The organism is Streptomyces sp. NPDC017056, from assembly GCF_044332485.1.
Taxonomy (GTDB): Bacteria; Actinomycetota; Actinomycetes; order Streptomycetales; family Streptomycetaceae; genus Streptomyces.
In genome coordinates, this window is the sequence record NZ_JBIRPD010000002.1 from 180,775 (window position 1) to 198,607 (window position 17,833).

Sequence of the window (17,833 nt, forward strand, 5' to 3'; positions counted from 1 at the left end):
GGTCAGTCGCGTCGCAGCTCCGCCTCGGCCGCCGCCAGCGCCGCGAACTCCTCCTCCGGCGCCGCCGCCACCAGCCGGTGCCGGGAGTAGCAGGCGAAGTAGGCCAGCGCGACGGCGTAGACACCGAGGGCCAGGAGCGCGGCCTCCTTGTCGACGAGGAACGTGGCCACCAGCGCGGCACAGGCGAGGACGAAGGCGGCGGACGAGGTCAGGATGCCGCCGGGGGTGCGGTACGGGCGGTGCAGCCGCGGTTCGCGGCGGCGCAGCACGATGTGCGAGAGCGCCATCAGGGCGTAGGAGATCGTGGCGCCGAACACCGCGACGTTGAGCATGCGGGCGCCGTCGCCGGTCGCCGTTGCCAGCGCGAAGCCCAGCGCGCCGGGCACCAGCAGCCCCAGGTAGGGGGCCTTGCGGCGGTTGGTCAGGGAGAGGAAGCGGGGCAGGTAGCCGGCCCGGGAGAGCGCGAAGAGCTGCCGGGAACCGGCGAAGATCAGGGAGAAGAAGGAGGCCACCAGCCCGGCGAGGCCCGCGTAGTTGACGATGCGGGAGACGGTGGTGGGCTCGCCGTGCGGTTGCAGCGCCTGGACCAGCGGGTCGCCGACGGACTGGAGGGCCGCTGAGCCGCGGGCGCCGGTCGCGGCGACGAAGGTGACCAGGGCGAGCAGCAGCAGGATGCCCATCGCGGCGGCCATCGCCTTCGGCAGCGTACGGGCGGGGTCCCTGGCCTCCTCGGCGGCCAGCGGTACGCCCTCGACGCCGAGGAAGAACCACATGCCGAAGGGGAAGGCGGCCCAGATGCCGAGGACGCCGAAGGGGAGCCAGGAGCCGGCGCCGAAGGCGCTCGCGTCGGCGGGGATGTCGTCCAGGGCGCCGACGTGGAAGTCGCTGAGCGCCCCGACCGCGAAGACGACGATCGCGGCGACCGCGACGGCGGTGACCACCAGGCTGAAGCGCAGTGCCTCGCCCACGCCCCACAGGTGGATGCCGGTGAAGACGGCGAAGCAGGCCAGGTAGACGGGCCAGCCGGAGGTCAGCCCGAACAGGCCGAGGGACTCGACGTAATCGCCGATGAACAGGGAGATCGCGGCGGGCGCGAGCACGTACTCGATGAGGATGGCCGTGCCGGTCAGGAAGCCGCCCCAGGTGCCCAGGGCGCGGCGGGCGAAGCCGTAGCCGCCGCCGGCCGTCGGCAGGACGGAGGCGAGTTCGGCCAGGGCGAAGACCAGGCACGTGTACATCAGGCCCATGAGGACGGCGGCGATCGCAAGGCCGCCGAATCCGCCGTGCGCCAGACCGTTGTTCCAGCCGGAGAAGTCGCCGGAGACGACATAGGCGACGCCCAGGCCGGTGAGCAGGAGCGGGCCGGCGCTGCCGCTCCGCAGGGCGCGCCGTTCCAGGTACGCGTCGTGCGGAGCGGGGGCGCCGGCCGCGGTGGGGGAGGGCGGTGCGGTGCGGGGATCCGTGCTGTCGGCCATGAGCCGCTCCTGCCTCGCCGAGGGGGTGAGTGGGGGAAGCACATCAAAGGTTTAGCCGCACACCTTTGCGTTGCCGTGCGGCCGAGCGCAAGCCCCCTGCGTAAAAGACTGGTTACGAAGGCGGCCCCGTCAAGAAGCCCCGCAGCAGGGCGGCGGTGCCGCGGCAGTGCTCGCGCATCACCTCGCGCGCGCCGTCCGCGTCGCCCTCCAGCACCGCCTCGACCAGGGCGGCGTGCTGCGCCTGCGAGTGCTCCAGGTTGCGGACCAGCAGCGGGATGCAGTCCAGCAACTCGTTGACGCCCGCGCGCACCGCGGCGTACTGCGCCGCCAGCGACGGCGAGCCGGCCAGCTCCGCCAGCGTCAGGTGCAGCATCGTGTCCCGCCGCCGGTAGTCCGCCAGCGGCGCGTCGTGGGTCGCCGCCAGCGCCTCGCGCAGCCGCCGCGCCCCCGCGCCGTCCAGCCCGTGCGCGGCGCACAGCCCGGCGGCGCCCACCTCCAGCACCTCGCGGAACCGCAGCGTGTCCTCGACGTCCACCTTCGCGACGCGGCGCCGCAGTTCGTCCTCGCCCGCGGTCCGCGGGCGCGCCCGCACGAACGTGCCGCCGTACCGGCCGCGCCGGCTCTCCACCAGGCCCTCGTCCTGGAGGACCTTGAGCACCTCGCGCAGCGTCACCCGGCTGATCCGCAGCCGCTCCGCCAACTCCCGCTCGGCGGGCAGCCGTTCACCGTCCTGCACCAGGCCGAGCCGGACGACCTGGAGTATCTGCTCCAGCGCCTCCTCGAAGCCGTTGCCCGCCCGCACCGGCCGCAGTACGGGCGCCAGCCGGTCGGCGCCGCGCTCCCCCCGGCCGTCCGTTCCGCCGTCCCTCGCACCGTCCACCGGACCCCCTTCCCAACCAATGGTTCGCGGCCCTACCTTATGACCTCCGGATGCAGCGACAGGAGGCACCACCGTGGCAGACCGCACGCCCCCGCTCTCCGTCGAAGAGCTGAGAGGGCTCGTCGACGCCGGGGAGATCGACACTGTCGTCCTGGCCTTCACCGACATGCAAGGCCGCCTCACCGGAAAGCGGTTCGCCGCCCGGCACTTCCTCGACGAGGTGCTGGAGCACGGGGCCGAGGGCTGCAACTACCTCCTGGCCGTGGACGTCGACGTCAACACCGTGCAGGGCTACGCGATGTCCTCCTGGGAAAGCGGCTACGGCGACTTCGCCCTGCACGGCGACGCCGCCACCTTGCGCCGCACCCCGTGGAACCCCGGCACCGCCCTGCTCACCGCCGACCTCGCCTGGCACGACGGATCGCCGGTCGCCGCCTCCCCGCGCCAGATCCTGCGCCGCCAGCTCGACCGGCTCGCCGAGCGCGGCTGGAGCGCGTACGCGGGCACCGAGCTGGAGTTCATCGTCTTCCGCGACACCTACGAGGACGCCTGGAACCGCGGCTACCGCGGCATGACCCCCGCCAACCAGTACAACACCGACTACTCCGTCCTCGGCACCGGCCGTATCGAGCCCCTGCTGCGCCGCATCCGCAACGAGATGGGCGCCGCCGGGATGACCGTGGAGTCCGCCAAAGGCGAGTGCAACCTCGGCCAGCACGAGATCGCCTTCCGCTACGACGAGGCGCTGACCACCTGCGACCAGCACTCCGTCTACAAGACCGGCGCCAAGGAGATCGCCGCCCAGGAGGGCATGGCGCTCACCTTCATGGCCAAGTACGACGAGCGCGAGGGCAACAGCTGCCACATCCACCTCTCGCTGCGCGACGAGGCCGGGCAGCCGGTCTTCCCGGACGGCTCGGGCCCGTACGGCATGTCGCGGGTCATGCGGCACTTCCTGGCCGGACAGCTCGCCGCGCTGCGCGACTTCACGCTCTTCTACGCCCCCAACATCAACTCCTACAAGCGCTTCCGGCCCGGCTCCTTCGCCCCCACCGCCGTCGCCTGGGGACCGGACAACCGCACCTGCGCGCTCCGCGTCGTCGGCCACGGCCCCGGCCGCCGCCTGGAGAACCGCCTGCCCGGCGGCGACGTCAACCCGTACCTCGCGGTCGCCGCCATGGTCGCCGCGGGCCTGTACGGCATCGCACACGAACTGGAACTCCCCGAGGCGTGCACGGGCAACGCCTACACCGGCGACGCCGCCCACGTGCCCGCCACCCTGCGCGAGGCCGCCGCCCTGTGGGAGGCCAGCCCCATCGCCCGCGGGGCTTTCGGCGACGCGGTCGTCGAGCACTACCTGCACATGGCCCGCGTCGAACAGGACGCGTACGACGCCGCCGTCACGGACTGGGAGCGCTTCCGCTCCTTCGAGCGCATGTAAGGAAGACCGCCACGTGTTGCAAGAGCTGCGCATCATCAACCCGGCGACCGAGGAACTGGAAGCCGTCGTCCCCGTGACCACCCCCGCCGAGGTGGACGCCGCGGTCCGGCGGGCCGCCGCGGCGCAGGAGAAGTGGGCCGCGCTGCCGCCCGGCGACCGGGCGCGCCTACTGCGGCGGTTCGCCGAGGTCGTACGGGACGGCGTCCCCGCGCTCGCCCGGCTCGAACTGGCCGAGGCCGGGCACCCCTTGGGCAACGCCGAGTGGGAGGCCGACAACGTCGTCGACCTGCTGAACTACGCCGCCGGGGGAGTGGAGCGGCTGACCGGCCACCAGATCCCCGTAGCCGGTGGCCTGAACATCACCATTCAGGAGCCGCTGGGCGTCGTCGCCGTCATCGCGCCCTGGAACTTCCCGATGCCGATCGCCGCCTGGGGCACCGCCCCCGCACTGGCGGCCGGCAACGCCGTCCTCCTCAAGCCCGCCGAGACCACCCCGCTCACCGCGCTCCGGCTCGCCGAGTACGGGCTGGAGGCGGGCCTGCCCGAAGGGCTGTTCCAGGTCCTGCCGGGCGAAGGCGCGGTCACCGGCAACGCCCTGGTCGAACACCCCGGCGTGGCCAAGGTCGTCTTCACCGGCTCCACCGCCACCGGCCGCGGCATCGCCGCCAAGTGCGCCGCGCGGACCAAGCGGCTCACCCTCGAACTCGGCGGCAAGAGCCCCAACATCGTCTTCGCCGACGCCGACATCGAGCGGGCCGCGGCCGCCGCGCCCGGCTCCTTCCTCGACAACACCGGCCAGGACTGCTGCGCCCGCAGCCGCATCCTGGTCCAGCGCTCGGTCTACGACCGCTTCATGGAACTGCTGGAGTCCGCCGTGAAGGCGTTCGTCGCGGGCGACCCGGCCGACCCCGCCACGCAGATGGGCCCGCTGATCTCCGCGGCCCAGCGCGAGCGCGTACGGTCGTACGTCTCCGAGGACGCGCCCGCTGCCATCCGCGGCGAGGCCCCCAAGGGCAAGGGGTTCTGGTACCCGGCCACCGTCCTGGAGGGCAGGCCGGACGACCGTACCGCCGTCGAGGAGATCTTCGGCCCGGTCGCCGTCGCGATCCCCTTCGAGGACGAGGCCGACGCGGTCCGCCTCGCCAACGCCACCGACTACGGCCTGTCAGGATCCGTCTGGACCCGCGACGTGGGACGCGCGCTGCGCGTCTCCGGCGCGGTCGCGGCAGGCAACCTCTCCGTCAACTCCCACAGCAGCGTCCGCTACTGGACCCCGTTCGGCGGCTACAAGCAGTCCGGCCTCGGTCGCGAACTGGGCCCCGGCGCGCTCGCCGCCTTCACCGAGACCAAGAACATCTTCATCAGCACCGAGGAGAGCTAAGTGACCGACCAGACCCCCGCGGCCACCGGCGCCGGCGAGACCCCCGTGTGCCGCCGTCTCGTCGGCCGCACCGCCGTCATCACCGGCGCCGGCAGCGGCATCGGGCTGGCCACCGCCCGCCGGCTGGCCTCCGAGGGCGCCAACGTGGTCTGCGCCGACATCGACGAGACGACGGGCAAGGCCGCCGCCGAGGAGGTCGGCGGCACCTTCGTCCAGGTGGACGTCACCGACTCCGACCAGGTCGAGGCGCTGTTCAAGACCGCGTACGACACGTACGGATCGGTGGACGTGGCCTTCAACAACGCCGGCATCTCGCCCGCCGACGACGACTCGATCCTCACCACCGGGCTGGACGCCTGGAAGCGCGTCCAGGAGGTCAACCTCACCTCCGTCTACCTGTGCTGCAAGCACGCCCTGCCCTACATGCAGCGCCAGGGCAAGGGCTCCATCATCAACACGGCGTCCTTCGTGGCCGTGCTGGGCGCCGCCACCTCGCAGATCAGCTACACCGCGTCCAAGGGCGGCGTGCTGTCGATGTCCCGCGAGCTGGGCGTGCAGTTCGCGCGCGAGGGCATCCGGGTGAACGCGCTGTGCCCGGGGCCGGTGAACACGCCGCTGCTCAAGGAGCTGTTCGCCAAGGATCCGGAGCGGGCCGCGCGCCGTCTGGTGCACGTCCCGGTCGGCCGGTTCGCCGAGCCCGAGGAGATCGCCGCCGCGGTCGCCTTCCTCGCCAGTGACGACGCGTCCTTCGTGAACGCCGCGGAGTTCCTGGTGGACGGCGGGATCGCAGGGGCGTACGTCACACCCGTGTAGGCCACAGCCTTCTTCGCGGATACAGTCCGAAGATCACCACCGGGACCGGCGCCCCGGCGCGCCGGTCCCGGTGTGCTCTGCCCGAAGGAACGTCACTGCCGACATTCCGCCCCAACCACCGGAGAACCATGCGCACCAGACACGCCCTCGCCCTGGGACTCGCCGCCGCCGCGACCGTCACCACCCTCGCGGCCACCGGGCCCGCGGTCGCCGCGCCCGCGCACCCCGCGAAGGCCCCGGAGCGTACGAGCTGCCCCCAGCTCTCCACGAAGATCAAGTGGTACGGCGACAACCGTCAGAAGATCCAGCGCATGATCGACGAGCGCGGCACCTGCTCGCACCCGAAGCCGGGCCCCGAGGGCCGCCCCGTCGCCGCCTTCGACTGGGACAACACCGTCGTCAAGAACGACATCACCGACGCCACGCTCGCCTGGGCCCTCAAGCACGACAAGATCCTGCGCCCCAAGAGCTGGCGGGCCACCAGCCCCTGGATGACCACGGCGGCCGACCGCGCCCTGACCAAGGCGTGCGGCACCTCCGTACCCGCCGGCCGCCCGCTGCGCACCTCGAAGAACGCCGCCTGCGCCGACGAGATCATGGAGATCCGCGGCAAGGCCCGCACCATGGACGGCAAGGCCGCCTTCGCGGGCGAGTGGAACCACCGCCGCACCAAGCCCGAGTACGCCTGGGTCCCGCAGCTGTTCGCCGGCCTGACCCCGGCCCAGCTCACCGCCTACACCCGGCAGGCCCGCGCCGAGAACCTCGCCGCGCCCGTCGGCGCCAAGCAGACCGTCGGCACCCACCAGCTGGCCGGCTACATCCGCTACTACGACCAGCAGAAGGACCTGATCCGCACCCTCAAGGCGGCCGGGTTCGAGGTCTACATCGTCTCCGCGTCCTCGGAGACCGTCGCCGAGGCGTGGTCCGGCGGCGTCGGCGTCGACCGCGCGCACACCATCGGCGTCCGCAGCCTGATGAAGAACGGCCGGTTCACCACCGGCGTCCGCGGCTGCGGCGACGTCAAGGACGGCCACGGCGAGGTGCTGCCGTACATGGACGGCAAGCGCTGCCTGATCAACCAGGAGATCTTCAAGATCAAGGGCGCCGAGGCGTGGCGGTTCCAGGACCCCGCGCACCGCATCGCGCTCGGCGGCGGCGACGCCAACACCGACGTCACCTTCGTCAACGACGCCACCGGCGTGCACCTGGCGATCAACCGCAACCAGCCGGAACTGATGTGCCGCGGCTACGACAACGCCGACGGCCGCTGGGTGGTCAACCCGATGTTCATCGAGCCGCTGCCGCAGAAGCCCGGTACGTACCCCTGCGCCACCACCGGCTACACCAACACCGACGGCGGCACCGGCCCGGTCCGCCGCCCCGACGGCACGGTCGTCCCCGACCAGAAGGACCGCATCCACGCCTGACCCGGTACGCGCGGAGGGTCGTCCTACAGGAAGGTGCGGCCCTCCCCGCGGTACGTCGGCACCGTCGCCACCACCCGGTCGCCCTCGACCAGGTGCAGTTCGGCGAACCGCTCGCACAGCTCGCCGGCCTTCGCGTGCCGGAACCACACCTTGTCGCCCAGCCGCAGCCCGTCCGCGGCGGGTCCCAGCAGCGGCGTCTGCACCTCGCCGGCCTCCTCCTGCGGGTCGTACCGCAGCCCCTCGGGCAGATACGGCACCGGCGACCGGTCCCGCCCCGCCACGCCCGACGCCGGATAGCCGCCGCCCAGCACGGTCACGACACCACTCCCCGGCCGCCGCACCACCGGCTGCGCGAACAGAGCCGCCGGACGGCCCGAGAACGACCGGTAGTTGTCGAACAGCCGCGGCACATACAGGCCCGACCCCGCCGCCACCTCCGTCACCGCCGCCTCCGCGACCGTGTACTGCACGCTGCCCGTACCGCCGCCGTTGACGAACTCCAGGTCCGGCGCCTCGGCCCGCACGGCACGCACCACCTCCCACCGCCGCCGCGCCAACTCCCGGCGCGCCGCGGCCTGCACCGCCCGTACGGCCCGCGACCGCAGCGGATGCCCGGCGACCGCATCACCCACACCCGCCACATGCCCCTCGTACGCCATCAGGCCCGCCACCCGGAACCCCGGGCGGCGCGTCACCGCGCGGGCCAGCGCGGCCACCTGCTCGGGCCGGCTCAGCGGCGACCGCCGCGCGCCGACCCGCACCCGGCCGCCCAGCGGCCGGAAGGCGGTGTCCCACTCCAGGCACACCCGCACCTCCTCACCGCCCCCCGCCGGACGCGCCGCGTCGATCAGCTCCAACTGCGTCACGTCGTCGACCATCACCGTCACCGCCGCCGCCAGCTTCGGATCGGCGGCCAGCTCCGCGAAACCCGCCCGGTCCGCCGACGGATACGCCAAGAGCACGTCCTCGACCCCGGACCGGGCCAGCCACAGCGACTCGGCCAGCGTGTAGCTCATGACCCCGGCGAAGCCGTCCCGCGCCAGCGCCCGTTCCAGCAACGCCCGGCACCTGACCGACTTGCTCGCCACCCGCACCGGCTTGCCCTGCGCCCGCCGCACCAGGTCGGCGGCGTTGGCGTCGAACGCTCCGAGGTCCACGACGGCCAGCGGCGCGTCGAGATGGGCGGTGGCCCGGTCGAAACGGGCCCGGTCACCGGCTGCGTCGCACGAGTACGGGGACATGGCCGCAGCCTGCCAGAAGGCCCTACAGGTGGGTAGGGGGTGAGAACGCGACAGACCGGACGCGGGACGGCCTCGGCACGGCGGCGAGTTGGAGCACCGGCGGCGGCAGCCCGTAGAGTGGCGGACGCCGCAACCAGCAGGTCAGCGGCGTGATGTCCGGATACGAACCACCCTGCCCCGATTGCCGGTCGGGCCGGGGAACACAGGCGCGAGGGGGAGCGCGGGTGAGCACCGAAGCCGATTACGCCGACGCGCATCGCCTTCCTCCCGTCCCGCCCCGGCCACCCGTACCGGCACCCCCCGCCGAGGACCCGCACACCGCCGTCCTGCGCCCCGCGCCGCCGGAACGCCCCGCGAAGCCGGGCCCCGGGCCGATGCCGCCCGCGACACCGCCCGCCCCGCGCGCGGCGGCGGCAGGCAGCCCGCCCCCGGAGAACATCCCGCCCCGCCCCGCCGCCCCGCCGCGCACCGGCCAGGCGCCCGCGCCCCCGTCCGTCCCTCCCCAGGCCCCGGCGGACCGTTCCGCCGCGCCCCGCGACACCGCGGCCTTCCACCTCGCCAACAGCGAAGCCCTCTGGAACGGCCCCGGCGACGCCCGTACGGGAAGCGGCGCCGCGGCGCCACCGCGCCCCACCCGGCCGCCGGAGACGCCGGCCGCCGACACCCCCCGGCCGCCCGCCGGCCCGCCCGTACCGCCGCCCGCCGCGGCTCCACACCGCCCCGTGCGGCGCGGCGTGCTCGCCGCCACCGGGCTGGTGCTCGGCCTCGGCCTCGTCGTGGGCGCCGCCGCCGGCAGCTGGCTCGCCGACGACGCCGACGGCAGCCCCGCCGCCGAGGCCGTCTTCGCCCAAGGCCGCGAGGTGTGGCACAACACCCCCGTCGACACCCTCTTCCCCCGCACCCTCAACGGCCACGGCACCGGCCCCGGCGGCGCGGACCGCACCTGGACCCGCATCGCCGTCGCACCCGACGGCGGCTGCACCGGCGCGTTCGACCCCCTGCTGGCCAAGGCACTCGCCCCGGTGGGCTGCGACCGTCTCGTACGCGCCACCTACGTCGACGCCACCCGCACCAACGTCGTCACCGCCGGCGCCGTCACCACCAAGGCCGACCACTCCGCGATGGCGGACCTGCGCCGCCGCTTCGCCACCGAGCACCTCGACACCCGCACGGACCTGATGCCCCGCCCGTACGCCGCCAAGGACACCCCCGCCGCGAAATTCGGCCCCGCCCAGCGCGCCAGCTGGAGCATCAAGGTCCTCGGCGACCTGCCCGTCGTCGTCTACGCGGTCTCCGGCTTCGCCGACGGCCGCCCCGTCGCCGACCCGCAGCCCGCCGCCGAGGCCACCCGCGGCGGCGCCTCCACCGCCCCCGCCGAAGCCGGCCTCGGCCACGACGCCAAGGCCGTCACCGACCGGATCGAGCAGGTCTTCCGCAAACAGGCCGCCAAGGCAACCACGGAGCAGAAATGACCAGGCCCCTGCTGCGCGCCGCCGGCGTCGCGCTGTCCGCGGCCGCGCTGACCGTGCTGCACGCCCTGCCCGCCCACGCCGACGGCATACGCGCCCAGGAATGGGCGCTGAAAGCCCTGCACGCCCAGGACGCCTGGGAGACGACCAAGGGCGACGGCATCACCGTCGCCGTCCTGGACACCGGCGTCGACGCCGACCACCCCGACCTCCAGGGCCAGGTACTGCCCGACAACGACCTCGTCGGCTTCGGCGCGCAGCCCGGCGACAATTCCTGGGCCGAGCACGGCACCGCCATGTCCGGCATCATCGCGGGCCACGGCCACGGCGCCGACCGGGCCGACGGCGTCGTCGGCGTCGCCCCCGAAGCCAAGATCCTCCCGGTCCGGGTCATCCTGGAGGACAGCGACCCGCAGCGCCGCCGCGCCCGCACCGAACGCGCCGGCGCTCTCGCGGACGGCATCCGCTGGGCCGCCGACCACGGCGCCGACGTGATCAACCTGTCCCTCGGCGACGACAGCAGCTCCGCACACCCCGAGCCGCGCGAGGACGCCGCCATCCAGTACGCCCTGGGCAAGGGCATCCCCGTCATAGCCTCGGCCGGCAACGGCGGCAAGGACGGCGACCACGTCTCCTACCCCGCCGCCTACCCCGGCGTGATCGCCGTGACCGCCGTCGACCAGTGGGGCTCCCGCGCCAACTTCTCCACCCGCCGCTGGTACGCCACGGTCTGCGCGCCCGGCGTCGGCGTCGTCATCGCCAACCCGGACCGCAAGTACTACGAGGGCTGGGGCACCAGCGCCGCGTCCGCCTTCGTCTCCGGCGCGGTGGCACTCGTCCGCTCCGCCCACCCGGACCTCAGCCCCGCCCAGATCAAGAAGCTCCTCACCGACACCGCCCAGGACGCCCCGGAAGGCGGCCGCAACGACGAACTGGGCGCCGGCATGGTCGACCCGGCCGCCGCGATCAAAGAGGGCGGCGCCCTGAAACCGGCCCCCCAGAAGCCGGAAGCCGCCGCCTACACGAAGCCCTACTTCGGCCAGGGCCCGACCGCGGCCCCGTCCGGCGGCAACGACAGCTGGCTCCCGTGGACGGCCACAGCTGCGGGCCTGGCCCTCATAACCACCTCAGCCATCTTCTGGCGCACCCGCAACCACTAACCCCCACGGCGCCGCACTCACCCCCGATCCCAGACCACCCACCCACCTATCTCTCCCCCCCCCACCCACGGAAGGGGACGGGCCGGAGCGGCCTGCCGCGCAGGCTCGTCCCCGAACCCGACAGCCCCGCGCAGCGGCCACAGCCCGCCGCAGGCGCGAATGGCGCGGCACCCGCAATCGGACCGGCACTGCCGAATGCGACCCGGCCCAGCGCAGCGCCCAGCAGCGCACCGCAGCGGCCACAGCCCGCCGCAGGCGCGAACGGCGCGGCACCCGCAATCGGACCGACACTGCTGAATGCGGCCCGGCCCAGCGCAGCGCACCGCAGCGGCCACAGCCCGCCGCAGGCGCGAACGGCGCGGCACCCGGAAACGGGCCGGTACCGACCGGCCCCACCCCGGGCCCAACCGGCCCTGCCGCTAGGCTCGAACCGTGCAGCCCAAGAACATCCCCACCTCCGAATTCTCCGACGACGACGGCTCCGCCGACCCCGCGCTGGCGGCCGCGCTGGCGGCGTACGCGCAGGACCGCTCGGCGGAGGCCGAGGCCCGGCTTCTGCCGCTGCTGGGCCGCGCCCGGCTCCTCGTTCCGGTCGTGGCCGTCCTCGGCGAGGTGGAGACCGGCCCGGACGGGCTCAAGCGGGAGAAGACCAGCGACATGGCGGTGCCGACGCTCCAGGCTCCCGACGGCCGCCGCGCGCTGCCCGCCTTCACGTCGATGGAGACGCTGCACCGCTGGCGCCCGGACGCCCGCCCGGTGGCGGTGCCGCTCCGGCAGGCGCTGCTGGCCGCCGCGCACGAGAAGGCGGACACGGTCGTCGTCGACCTGGCGGGCCCGGCCACGTACCAGCTCACCGGCGCCGCGCTGCGCGCCCTCGCGGAGGGCCGGGAGAGCGCCGACCCGCGCGACGACCGGGCCGTCACCGACGCGCTGCGCGCCCTGCTGGCCGCCGAGCCCGCCGTGCTGACCGCCCGCCTGGACCCCTCGGCGGAGGCCGACGCGACCCTGGCTCTCGGGCTCGCCCCGGAGGCCACGGCTGCCGCCGTCGCGCAGCGTCTCGCCCCGGCCCTGGCGGCCGACGAGACGCTGCGTTCCCGTCTCGTACGCGGCCTCGACCTGGCCCTGCTGCCGCCCGGCGCCGAATCTGCGGGTGAACCCTTCTACAAGCGCTGACCCGGCGCCGACCGCGAGCGCGGAACCCCGCCGACAGGCGGAACCTCGTGACGGGGCTCACAATGCGAGGAGAGAGCAAGATCCGCGCGAGGAGGCCCCATGGAGACGACAACGGAGACCCGCACGGTCGTATCCGAATTCCTCGGCACGCTGCTCCTGGTGTTCTTCGCCGTCGGCTCCGCTGTGCTGGCCGGCGAGTACATCGGAACCTTCGGCATCGCCCTGGCATTCGGCTTCACCCTGTTGGCCCTGGCATACGCGCTCGGCCCGATCTCGGGCAGTCATCTCAATCCGGCGGTGACGCTCGGCATGCTGCTGGCCCGCCGTATCACGCCGCGGGCGGCGGCCGAGTACTGGATCGCCCAGTTGCTGGGCGGCATCGTCGGCGCCGCGCTGCTGTTCCTGGTCGCCAAGCAGGTGCCGGGCCTGAAGACGAGCGAGGCTTTCGGGTCGAACGGGTGGGGTGACCGGTCCGCCGTGCACATCAACCTGGGCGGCGCGTTCGTGGCCGAGATCGTGCTGACGTTCCTGCTGGTGTTCGTGGTGCTCGCCGTCACGCACAAGGTGGCGGTGGTCGGCTTCGACGGCCTGCCGATCGGCATGGCGCTGGCGGTCGTGCACCTCGTGGGCATTCCGCTCACGGGTACGTCGGTCAACCCGGCCCGCAGTATCGGCCCGGCCCTGTTCGCGGGCGGCGGCGCGCTTTCGCAGCTGTGGCTGTTCATCGTGGCGCCGCTGATCGGCGGCGCGCTGGCCGCGGTGGTGCACCAGATCACCCACCCGCCGCAGGAGCCCAAGCTGGTCGCGGACGAACGCGCCGCGGCGTAGGAGGGCGTACCCCGGACACCCGTGCCGTCCCCGGCCCCACAGCCGGGGACGGCACGGGCTTTCTTCCGTACGCCGCCGGGCCGGGGTCCGGCCTTCCCTACGCCTCCCGGCCCGGTACGGGCTATCCGTACACCGGCCCCGTGAACTTCTCGCCCGGCCCCTGGCCCGGCTCGTCGGGGACGAGCGAGGCTTCGCGGAAGGCGAGCTGGAGGGACTTCAACCCGTCCCGCAGCGGTGCCGCGTGGTAGGAGCCGATCTCGGTGGCGCTGGCCGTGACCAGCCCGGCCAGTGCCTGGATGAGCTTGCGCGCCTCGTCCAGGTCCTTGTGCTGGGCGCCTTCCTCGGCGAGCCCGAGGTTGACCGCCGCCGAGCTCATCAGGTGCACCGCGACCGTCGTGATCACCTCGACCGCCGGCACGTCCGCGATGTCGCGGGTCATGGCGTCGAAGTCGGGGCTCGCGGGGTCCGCGGGGCCTGCCGGGGACGCCGGTCCGGGCTGCTGCGGGGTCTGGTCGCTCATCGTTGCGTACTTCACTTCCTGCTCAGGGGGACGGCTCAACCTTATGACCGGTCCGCCGACGAGTGGGGCCCGCCCCTTGACTCGTGTATTCTGGGTGTCCGACCGGCTGAGCACTCTTGTGCCCGGCCCACAAGTGGAGGCTCCGATCTCCCACCCGAACCGACCTCGCGGTCGGCGGGTCAACGGTCAGGCTGCGCCCCGCGGTGACATCGCGGCGGTGCTCCCGATCCATTGAGGAGCCCCGCCTGTGTCCCGTCCGGGGCGTTTTTTGTCTTCCGGCGCGGTTGGTCACATCGAAACAGACGTTACGCGGCAGTCCGCCAGGCCGTCGCGTGGTGCTACCGAGGAGGATCCATCAGCGCCGAGCCCCGCATCAACGACCGGATTCGCGTCCCTGAGGTGCGACTCGTCGGTCCCAGTGGCGAGCAGGTCGGCATTGTGCCGCTTGCCAAGGCCCTGGAGCTTGCGCAGGAGTACGACCTCGACCTGGTCGAGGTGGCGGCGAACGCCCGTCCGCCGGTCTGCAAGCTCATGGACTACGGAAAGTTCAAGTACGAGTCGGCCATGAAGGCCCGTGAGGCGCGCAAGAACCAGGCGCACACGGTCATCAAGGAGATGAAGCTCCGGCCGAAGATCGACCCGCACGACTACGACACCAAAAAGGGTCACGTCGTCCGGTTCCTCAAGCAGGGTGACAAGGTCAAGATCACGATCATGTTCCGTGGTCGCGAGCAGTCCCGCCCCGAGCTGGGCTTCCGACTGCTGCAGCGGCTCGCGGAGGACGTCCAGGACCTGGGGTTCATCGAGTCGAACCCCAAGCAGGACGGCCGCAACATGATCATGGTCCTCGGTCCGCACAAGAAGAAGACCGAGGCGATGGCCGAGGCCCGCGAGGCGCAGGCCGCCCGCAAGGCGGAGCGCCAGGGTTCTGCTCCCGAGCAGGACGTCGAGGAGCCCGCCGAGGCGTGATCCAGGGCGCGAGCCCCGGAGCACGCCGGGGTGATCGCCCCGGATTCCAACCGATACATCTGACGCCCCCGGGCGCCGGTCCCCGGGCCGGTGGGGGCGCCATCCAAGAGGAGAGAACGGCGCATGCCGAAGAACAAGACGCACAGCGGTGCCAGCAAGCGCTTCAAGGTCACCGGCTCCGGCAAGGTGATGCGCGAGCGCGCCGGCAAGCGCCACCTGCTCGAGCACAAGTCGTCCCGCGTGACGCGTCGCCTCACCGGCAACGCCGAGATGGCCCCGGGCGACGCCGCGAAGATCAAGAAGCTTCTCGGCAAGTAAGTCCTGACCGCCGCGCCCCGCGGCGCGGCGCAGGAACTGGACCGGGACCCAATCGATTCGGGCCGTGTGACGACAACCACGGCCCCGCTACAAGGAGTTAACAAGTGGCACGCGTCAAGCGGGCAGTCAACGCCCACAAGAAGCGCCGGGCGATCCTCGAGCAGGCCAGCGGCTACCGCGGCCAGCGTTCCCGCCTCTACCGCAAGGCGAAGGAGCAGGTCACCCACTCCCTCGTCTACAACTACAACGACCGCAAGAAGCGCAAGGGCGACTTCCGTCAGCTGTGGATCCAGCGCATCAACGCCGCTGCCCGCGCCAACGGCATGACGTACAACCGCCTCATCCAGGGTCTGAAGGCCGCCAACATCGAGGTGGACCGCAAGATGCTGGCCGAGCTCGCGGTCAACGACTCCAACGCGTTCGCCGCGCTGGTCGAGGTGGCCCAGAAGGCGCTGCCGAGCGACGTCAACGCCCCGAAGGCCGCCTGAACCACGGCCTGAGGCACGTTTGTCACGGACCCGCAGGCCCCCGGCCTGCGGGTCCGCCGCTGTTTGCACGACCGTCGAGACCCGAAGAAGCGAGCCGCCGCCCATGGGCACCCCCGAGTTGATCTCCCCGCGTTCCGCGCGCGTCGCCGCCGCCCGGCGGCTGGCCCGCCGCAACTTCCGCGGCAAGGAGCGCCGGTTCATCGCCGAGGGCCCGCAGGCCGTACGCGAAGCCGTCGAGCACCGCATTGGCGGCGAGCGCACCCTCGTGGAGCTGTTCGCCACGCCCGAGGCCGCCGAGCGGCACGCGCAGATCGTCGACGCGGTACGGGCGGCCGGCGTGCCGGTCCACCTCGCCGCCGACACGACCATCGCCGACCTCTCCCAGACCGTCACCCCGCAGGGCCTGGTCGGCGTCTGCCGGTTCCTGGACTCGCCCTTCGAGGAGATCCTGGCCGCCGGGCCGAAGCTGGTCGCGGTGCTCGCCAACGTCCGCGACCCCGGCAACGCCGGTACGGTGCTGCGCTGCGCGGACGCCGCCGGCGCCGACGCGGTCGTGCTCACCGACGCCTCCGTTGACCTCTACAACCCCAAGTCGGTACGCGCCTCGGTCGGCTCGCTCTTCCACCTCCCGGTCGCCGTCGGCGTACCGGTCGAGCAGGTGGTCGGCGGGCTGCGCGGCGCTGGAGTGCGCATCCTGGCGGCCGACGGCGCGGGCGCCGACGACCTGGACGCGGAGCTGGACGCGGGCAGCATGAGCGGCCCGACGGCCTGGGTGTTCGGCAACGAGGCGTGGGGGCTCCCGGAGGAGACCCGCGCACTGGCCGACGCGGTGGTGCGCGTCCCCATCCACGGCAAGGCCGAGAGCCTCAACCTGGCCACCGCGGCGGCCGTCTGCCTGTACGCCTCGGCCCGCGCCCAGCGCACCTCCGGAGGGTGCCGCTCCGCCTCCCGCGACTAGTAAGGTTGCGTGCCCGGGGGGCCGGAAGGGGGTAGCGGGATGGGTACGAGGGCATCCGGTGCGACAGTCGCTGCCGGCACCGGTCCGGACGGCGGCTCCGTGCTCCTCGGAGCCGAGGCCACGGGCGCCGGGATGGACCCCGACGACCTGCCCGACGGCCTGGTCGTGGCCGACGAGAACGGCCGGGTCGTCTGCTTCAACGCCGCCGCCGCCCGCATCACCGCCATCGACCCGCGCGACGCGCTGGGCCGCCCGCTGGAGAAGGCGCTGCCGCTCCAGGACATCGAGGGCCGCCGCTGGTGGCAGCTGACCGACCCGTACGGCGGCCTGGCGATCCGCAGCGGCCAGCCGGAGCGCAACCTGCTGCTCGGCGGCCGCGAGGTGCTGGTCTCCGCGCGCTACGTCCGCACCTGCCCCACCGGCCCCGTACGGCGCCTGGTCGTCGCGCTGCGCGGCACCGAGGCGCGGCGCCGCACCGAGCTGAGCCACGCCGAGCTGATCGCCACCGTCGCCCACGAGCTGCGCTCGCCGCTCACCTCGGTGAAGGGCTTCACCGCCACCCTGCTCCAGAAGTGGGAGCGCTTCACCGACGACCAGAAGCGGCTGATGCTGGAGACCGTGGACGCGGACGCCAACCGCGTCACCCGGCTCATCGCCGAGCTGCTGGACATCTCCCGGATCGACTCGGGGCGCCTGGAGGTGCGCCGGCAGCGGGTGGACATGGTCTCCGCCGTACGCCGGCACGTACAGGCGCAGACGACAGCGGGGCAGCGGCCCGACCGCTTCCTGATCCGCATGGTGGAGCCGCTGCCCGACCTGTGGGCCGATCCGGACAAGGTCGACCAGGTTCTGGGCAACCTGCTGGAAAATGCGGTGCGGCACGGTGCGGGAACCGTCACCATCGAAGTGGGACCGGCATCGGTCTCCGCAGCGGAAGGGACGAGCGTCACCGTGAGCGACGAGGGCCCCGGCATCCCGGAGGAGTCGATGGGCCGCGTCTTCACCCGCTTCTGGCGGGGCAGCAAGCGCGGCGGCACCGGCCTGGGCCTGTATATCGTCAAGGGCATCGTCGAGGCACACGGCGGCACCATCACGGTCGGCCGCGCGCCCGCCGGCGGCGCCCGTTTCCGATTTAGCCTGCCCGTCGGGACGCCGGCCTTCATGGCCTGAGCGGCGCCCGGCGGGCTCCTCCCTCCCGGGGCTCGGATGAGGCGCGGCCGCCGTGCCCCGTAGACTGCGTCTTTGGCACCTTTGGCACTTTCAGACGTCGGGGGCACGCCGCGCGCCAAGCC

At 73.2% G+C, this 17,833-nt stretch carries 17 protein-coding genes; 13 read left to right on the plus strand and 4 right to left on the minus strand.

Annotated features, from left to right (window positions below):
• Positions 1-2 precede the first annotated feature (2 nt).
• On the minus strand, positions 3-1,475 hold the full coding sequence (gene eat / locus ACH4OW_RS03720; RefSeq protein ID WP_398024689.1) for an ethanolamine permease: 1,473 nt from the start codon (positions 1,473-1,475) through the stop codon (positions 3-5).
• A gap of 112 nt (positions 1,476-1,587) precedes the next feature.
• Positions 1,588-2,355: a FadR/GntR family transcriptional regulator gene (locus tag ACH4OW_RS03725; protein WP_398024691.1), complete on the minus strand. Its 768-nt coding sequence runs from the start codon at positions 2,353-2,355 to the stop codon at positions 1,588-1,590.
• Between the two features lie 73 nt (positions 2,356-2,428).
• Here ACH4OW_RS03725 and ACH4OW_RS03730 point away from each other — a divergent pair, with 73 nt between their 5' ends.
• The 4 genes from ACH4OW_RS03730 (at position 2,429) to ACH4OW_RS03745 (ending at position 7,417) form a co-directional block, all read left to right on the plus strand.
• A complete protein-coding gene (locus ACH4OW_RS03730; protein WP_398024693.1) occupies positions 2,429-3,796 on the plus strand; it encodes a glutamine synthetase family protein in 1,368 nt (455 codons plus the stop codon).
• 13 nt (positions 3,797-3,809) lie between these two features.
• Positions 3,810-5,177 (plus strand): aldehyde dehydrogenase family protein, encoded by a 1,368-nt coding sequence (locus tag ACH4OW_RS03735; protein WP_398024694.1) that lies wholly within the window; start codon positions 3,810-3,812, stop codon positions 5,175-5,177.
• Positions 5,178-5,990, plus strand: a complete 813-nt coding sequence (locus tag ACH4OW_RS03740) for a 3-oxoacyl-ACP reductase (protein WP_398024696.1) — start codon at positions 5,178-5,180, stop codon at positions 5,988-5,990. It begins immediately after the preceding gene.
• A gap of 128 nt (positions 5,991-6,118) precedes the next feature.
• Positions 6,119-7,417, plus strand: coding sequence for a haloacid dehalogenase-like hydrolase (locus ACH4OW_RS03745; RefSeq protein WP_398024698.1), 1,299 nt, complete (start codon positions 6,119-6,121; stop codon positions 7,415-7,417).
• A 23-nt stretch (positions 7,418-7,440) separates the two neighbouring features.
• Here ACH4OW_RS03745 and ACH4OW_RS03750 read toward each other — a convergent pair whose 3' ends face one another.
• Complete coding sequence (locus ACH4OW_RS03750) at positions 7,441-8,658, minus strand: amino acid deaminase/aldolase (protein ID WP_398024701.1); 1,218 nt, start codon at positions 8,656-8,658, stop codon at positions 7,441-7,443.
• Positions 8,659-8,882: 224 nt separating this feature from the next.
• Between ACH4OW_RS03750 and ACH4OW_RS03755 the strand changes: the two genes are divergently transcribed.
• From ACH4OW_RS03755 to ACH4OW_RS03770, 4 genes are all read left to right on the plus strand, one after another.
• Complete coding sequence (locus ACH4OW_RS03755) at positions 8,883-10,130, plus strand: hypothetical protein (RefSeq protein WP_398024704.1); 1,248 nt, start codon at positions 8,883-8,885, stop codon at positions 10,128-10,130.
• On the plus strand, positions 10,127-11,287 hold the full coding sequence (gene mycP, locus ACH4OW_RS03760) for a type VII secretion-associated serine protease mycosin (protein WP_398024706.1): 1,161 nt from the start codon (positions 10,127-10,129) through the stop codon (positions 11,285-11,287). The genes ACH4OW_RS03755 and mycP overlap by 4 nt, the downstream gene beginning before the upstream one ends.
• A gap of 432 nt (positions 11,288-11,719) precedes the next feature.
• Complete coding sequence (locus tag ACH4OW_RS03765) at positions 11,720-12,460, plus strand: SseB family protein (RefSeq protein WP_398024708.1); 741 nt, start codon at positions 11,720-11,722, stop codon at positions 12,458-12,460.
• Positions 12,461-12,559: 99 nt separating this feature from the next.
• A complete protein-coding gene (locus tag ACH4OW_RS03770) occupies positions 12,560-13,288 on the plus strand; it encodes an MIP family channel protein (RefSeq protein WP_360135372.1) in 729 nt (242 codons plus the stop codon).
• A gap of 121 nt (positions 13,289-13,409) precedes the next feature.
• Here the strand turns inward: ACH4OW_RS03770 and ACH4OW_RS03775 are convergent, their stop codons facing one another.
• Entirely contained in the window at positions 13,410-13,808 is a 399-nt protein-coding gene (locus ACH4OW_RS03775) for a DUF1844 domain-containing protein (RefSeq protein ID WP_360135370.1), read from the minus strand.
• A 354-nt stretch (positions 13,809-14,162) separates the two neighbouring features.
• Here ACH4OW_RS03775 and infC point away from each other — a divergent pair, with 354 nt between their 5' ends.
• The 5 genes from infC (at position 14,163) to ACH4OW_RS03800 (ending at position 17,711) form a co-directional block, all read left to right on the plus strand.
• Entirely contained in the window at positions 14,163-14,777 is a 615-nt protein-coding gene (gene infC, locus ACH4OW_RS03780; RefSeq protein WP_360135417.1) for a translation initiation factor IF-3, read from the plus strand.
• A 123-nt stretch (positions 14,778-14,900) separates the two neighbouring features.
• Positions 14,901-15,095: a 50S ribosomal protein L35 gene (rpmI, locus tag ACH4OW_RS03785; RefSeq protein ID WP_030017691.1), complete on the plus strand. Its 195-nt coding sequence runs from the start codon at positions 14,901-14,903 to the stop codon at positions 15,093-15,095.
• Between the two features lie 104 nt (positions 15,096-15,199).
• Positions 15,200-15,583, plus strand: coding sequence for a 50S ribosomal protein L20 (gene rplT / locus ACH4OW_RS03790; RefSeq protein WP_360135368.1), 384 nt, complete (start codon positions 15,200-15,202; stop codon positions 15,581-15,583).
• Positions 15,584-15,686: 103 nt separating this feature from the next.
• Positions 15,687-16,541, plus strand: coding sequence for a TrmH family RNA methyltransferase (locus tag ACH4OW_RS03795; protein WP_398024710.1), 855 nt, complete (start codon positions 15,687-15,689; stop codon positions 16,539-16,541).
• Positions 16,542-16,580: 39 nt separating this feature from the next.
• Positions 16,581-17,711: an ATP-binding protein gene (locus ACH4OW_RS03800; protein ID WP_398024712.1), complete on the plus strand. Its 1,131-nt coding sequence runs from the start codon at positions 16,581-16,583 to the stop codon at positions 17,709-17,711.
• Positions 17,712-17,833 lie beyond the last annotated feature (122 nt).

Bases quoted from the DNA above. Each gene is read 5' to 3' on its own strand.
- ACH4OW_RS03750 (WP_398024701.1), bottom strand. From the start codon at position 8,658: ATGTCCCCGTACTCGTGCGACGCAGCCGGTGACCGGGCCCGTTTCGAC.
- eat (WP_398024689.1), bottom strand. From the start codon at position 1,475: ATGGCCGACAGCACGGATCCCCGCACCGCACCGCCCTCCCCCACCGCG.
- ACH4OW_RS03745 (WP_398024698.1), top strand. From the start codon at position 6,119: ATGCGCACCAGACACGCCCTCGCCCTGGGACTCGCCGCCGCCGCGACC.
- mycP (WP_398024706.1), top strand. From the start codon at position 10,127: ATGACCAGGCCCCTGCTGCGCGCCGCCGGCGTCGCGCTGTCCGCGGCC.
- ACH4OW_RS03800 (WP_398024712.1), top strand. From the start codon at position 16,581: ATGGGTACGAGGGCATCCGGTGCGACAGTCGCTGCCGGCACCGGTCCG.
- ACH4OW_RS03770 (WP_360135372.1), top strand. From the start codon at position 12,560: ATGGAGACGACAACGGAGACCCGCACGGTCGTATCCGAATTCCTCGGC.
- rpmI (WP_030017691.1), top strand. From the start codon at position 14,901: ATGCCGAAGAACAAGACGCACAGCGGTGCCAGCAAGCGCTTCAAGGTC.
- ACH4OW_RS03775 (WP_360135370.1), bottom strand. From the start codon at position 13,808: ATGAGCGACCAGACCCCGCAGCAGCCCGGACCGGCGTCCCCGGCAGGC.
- ACH4OW_RS03795 (WP_398024710.1), top strand. From the start codon at position 15,687: ATGGGCACCCCCGAGTTGATCTCCCCGCGTTCCGCGCGCGTCGCCGCC.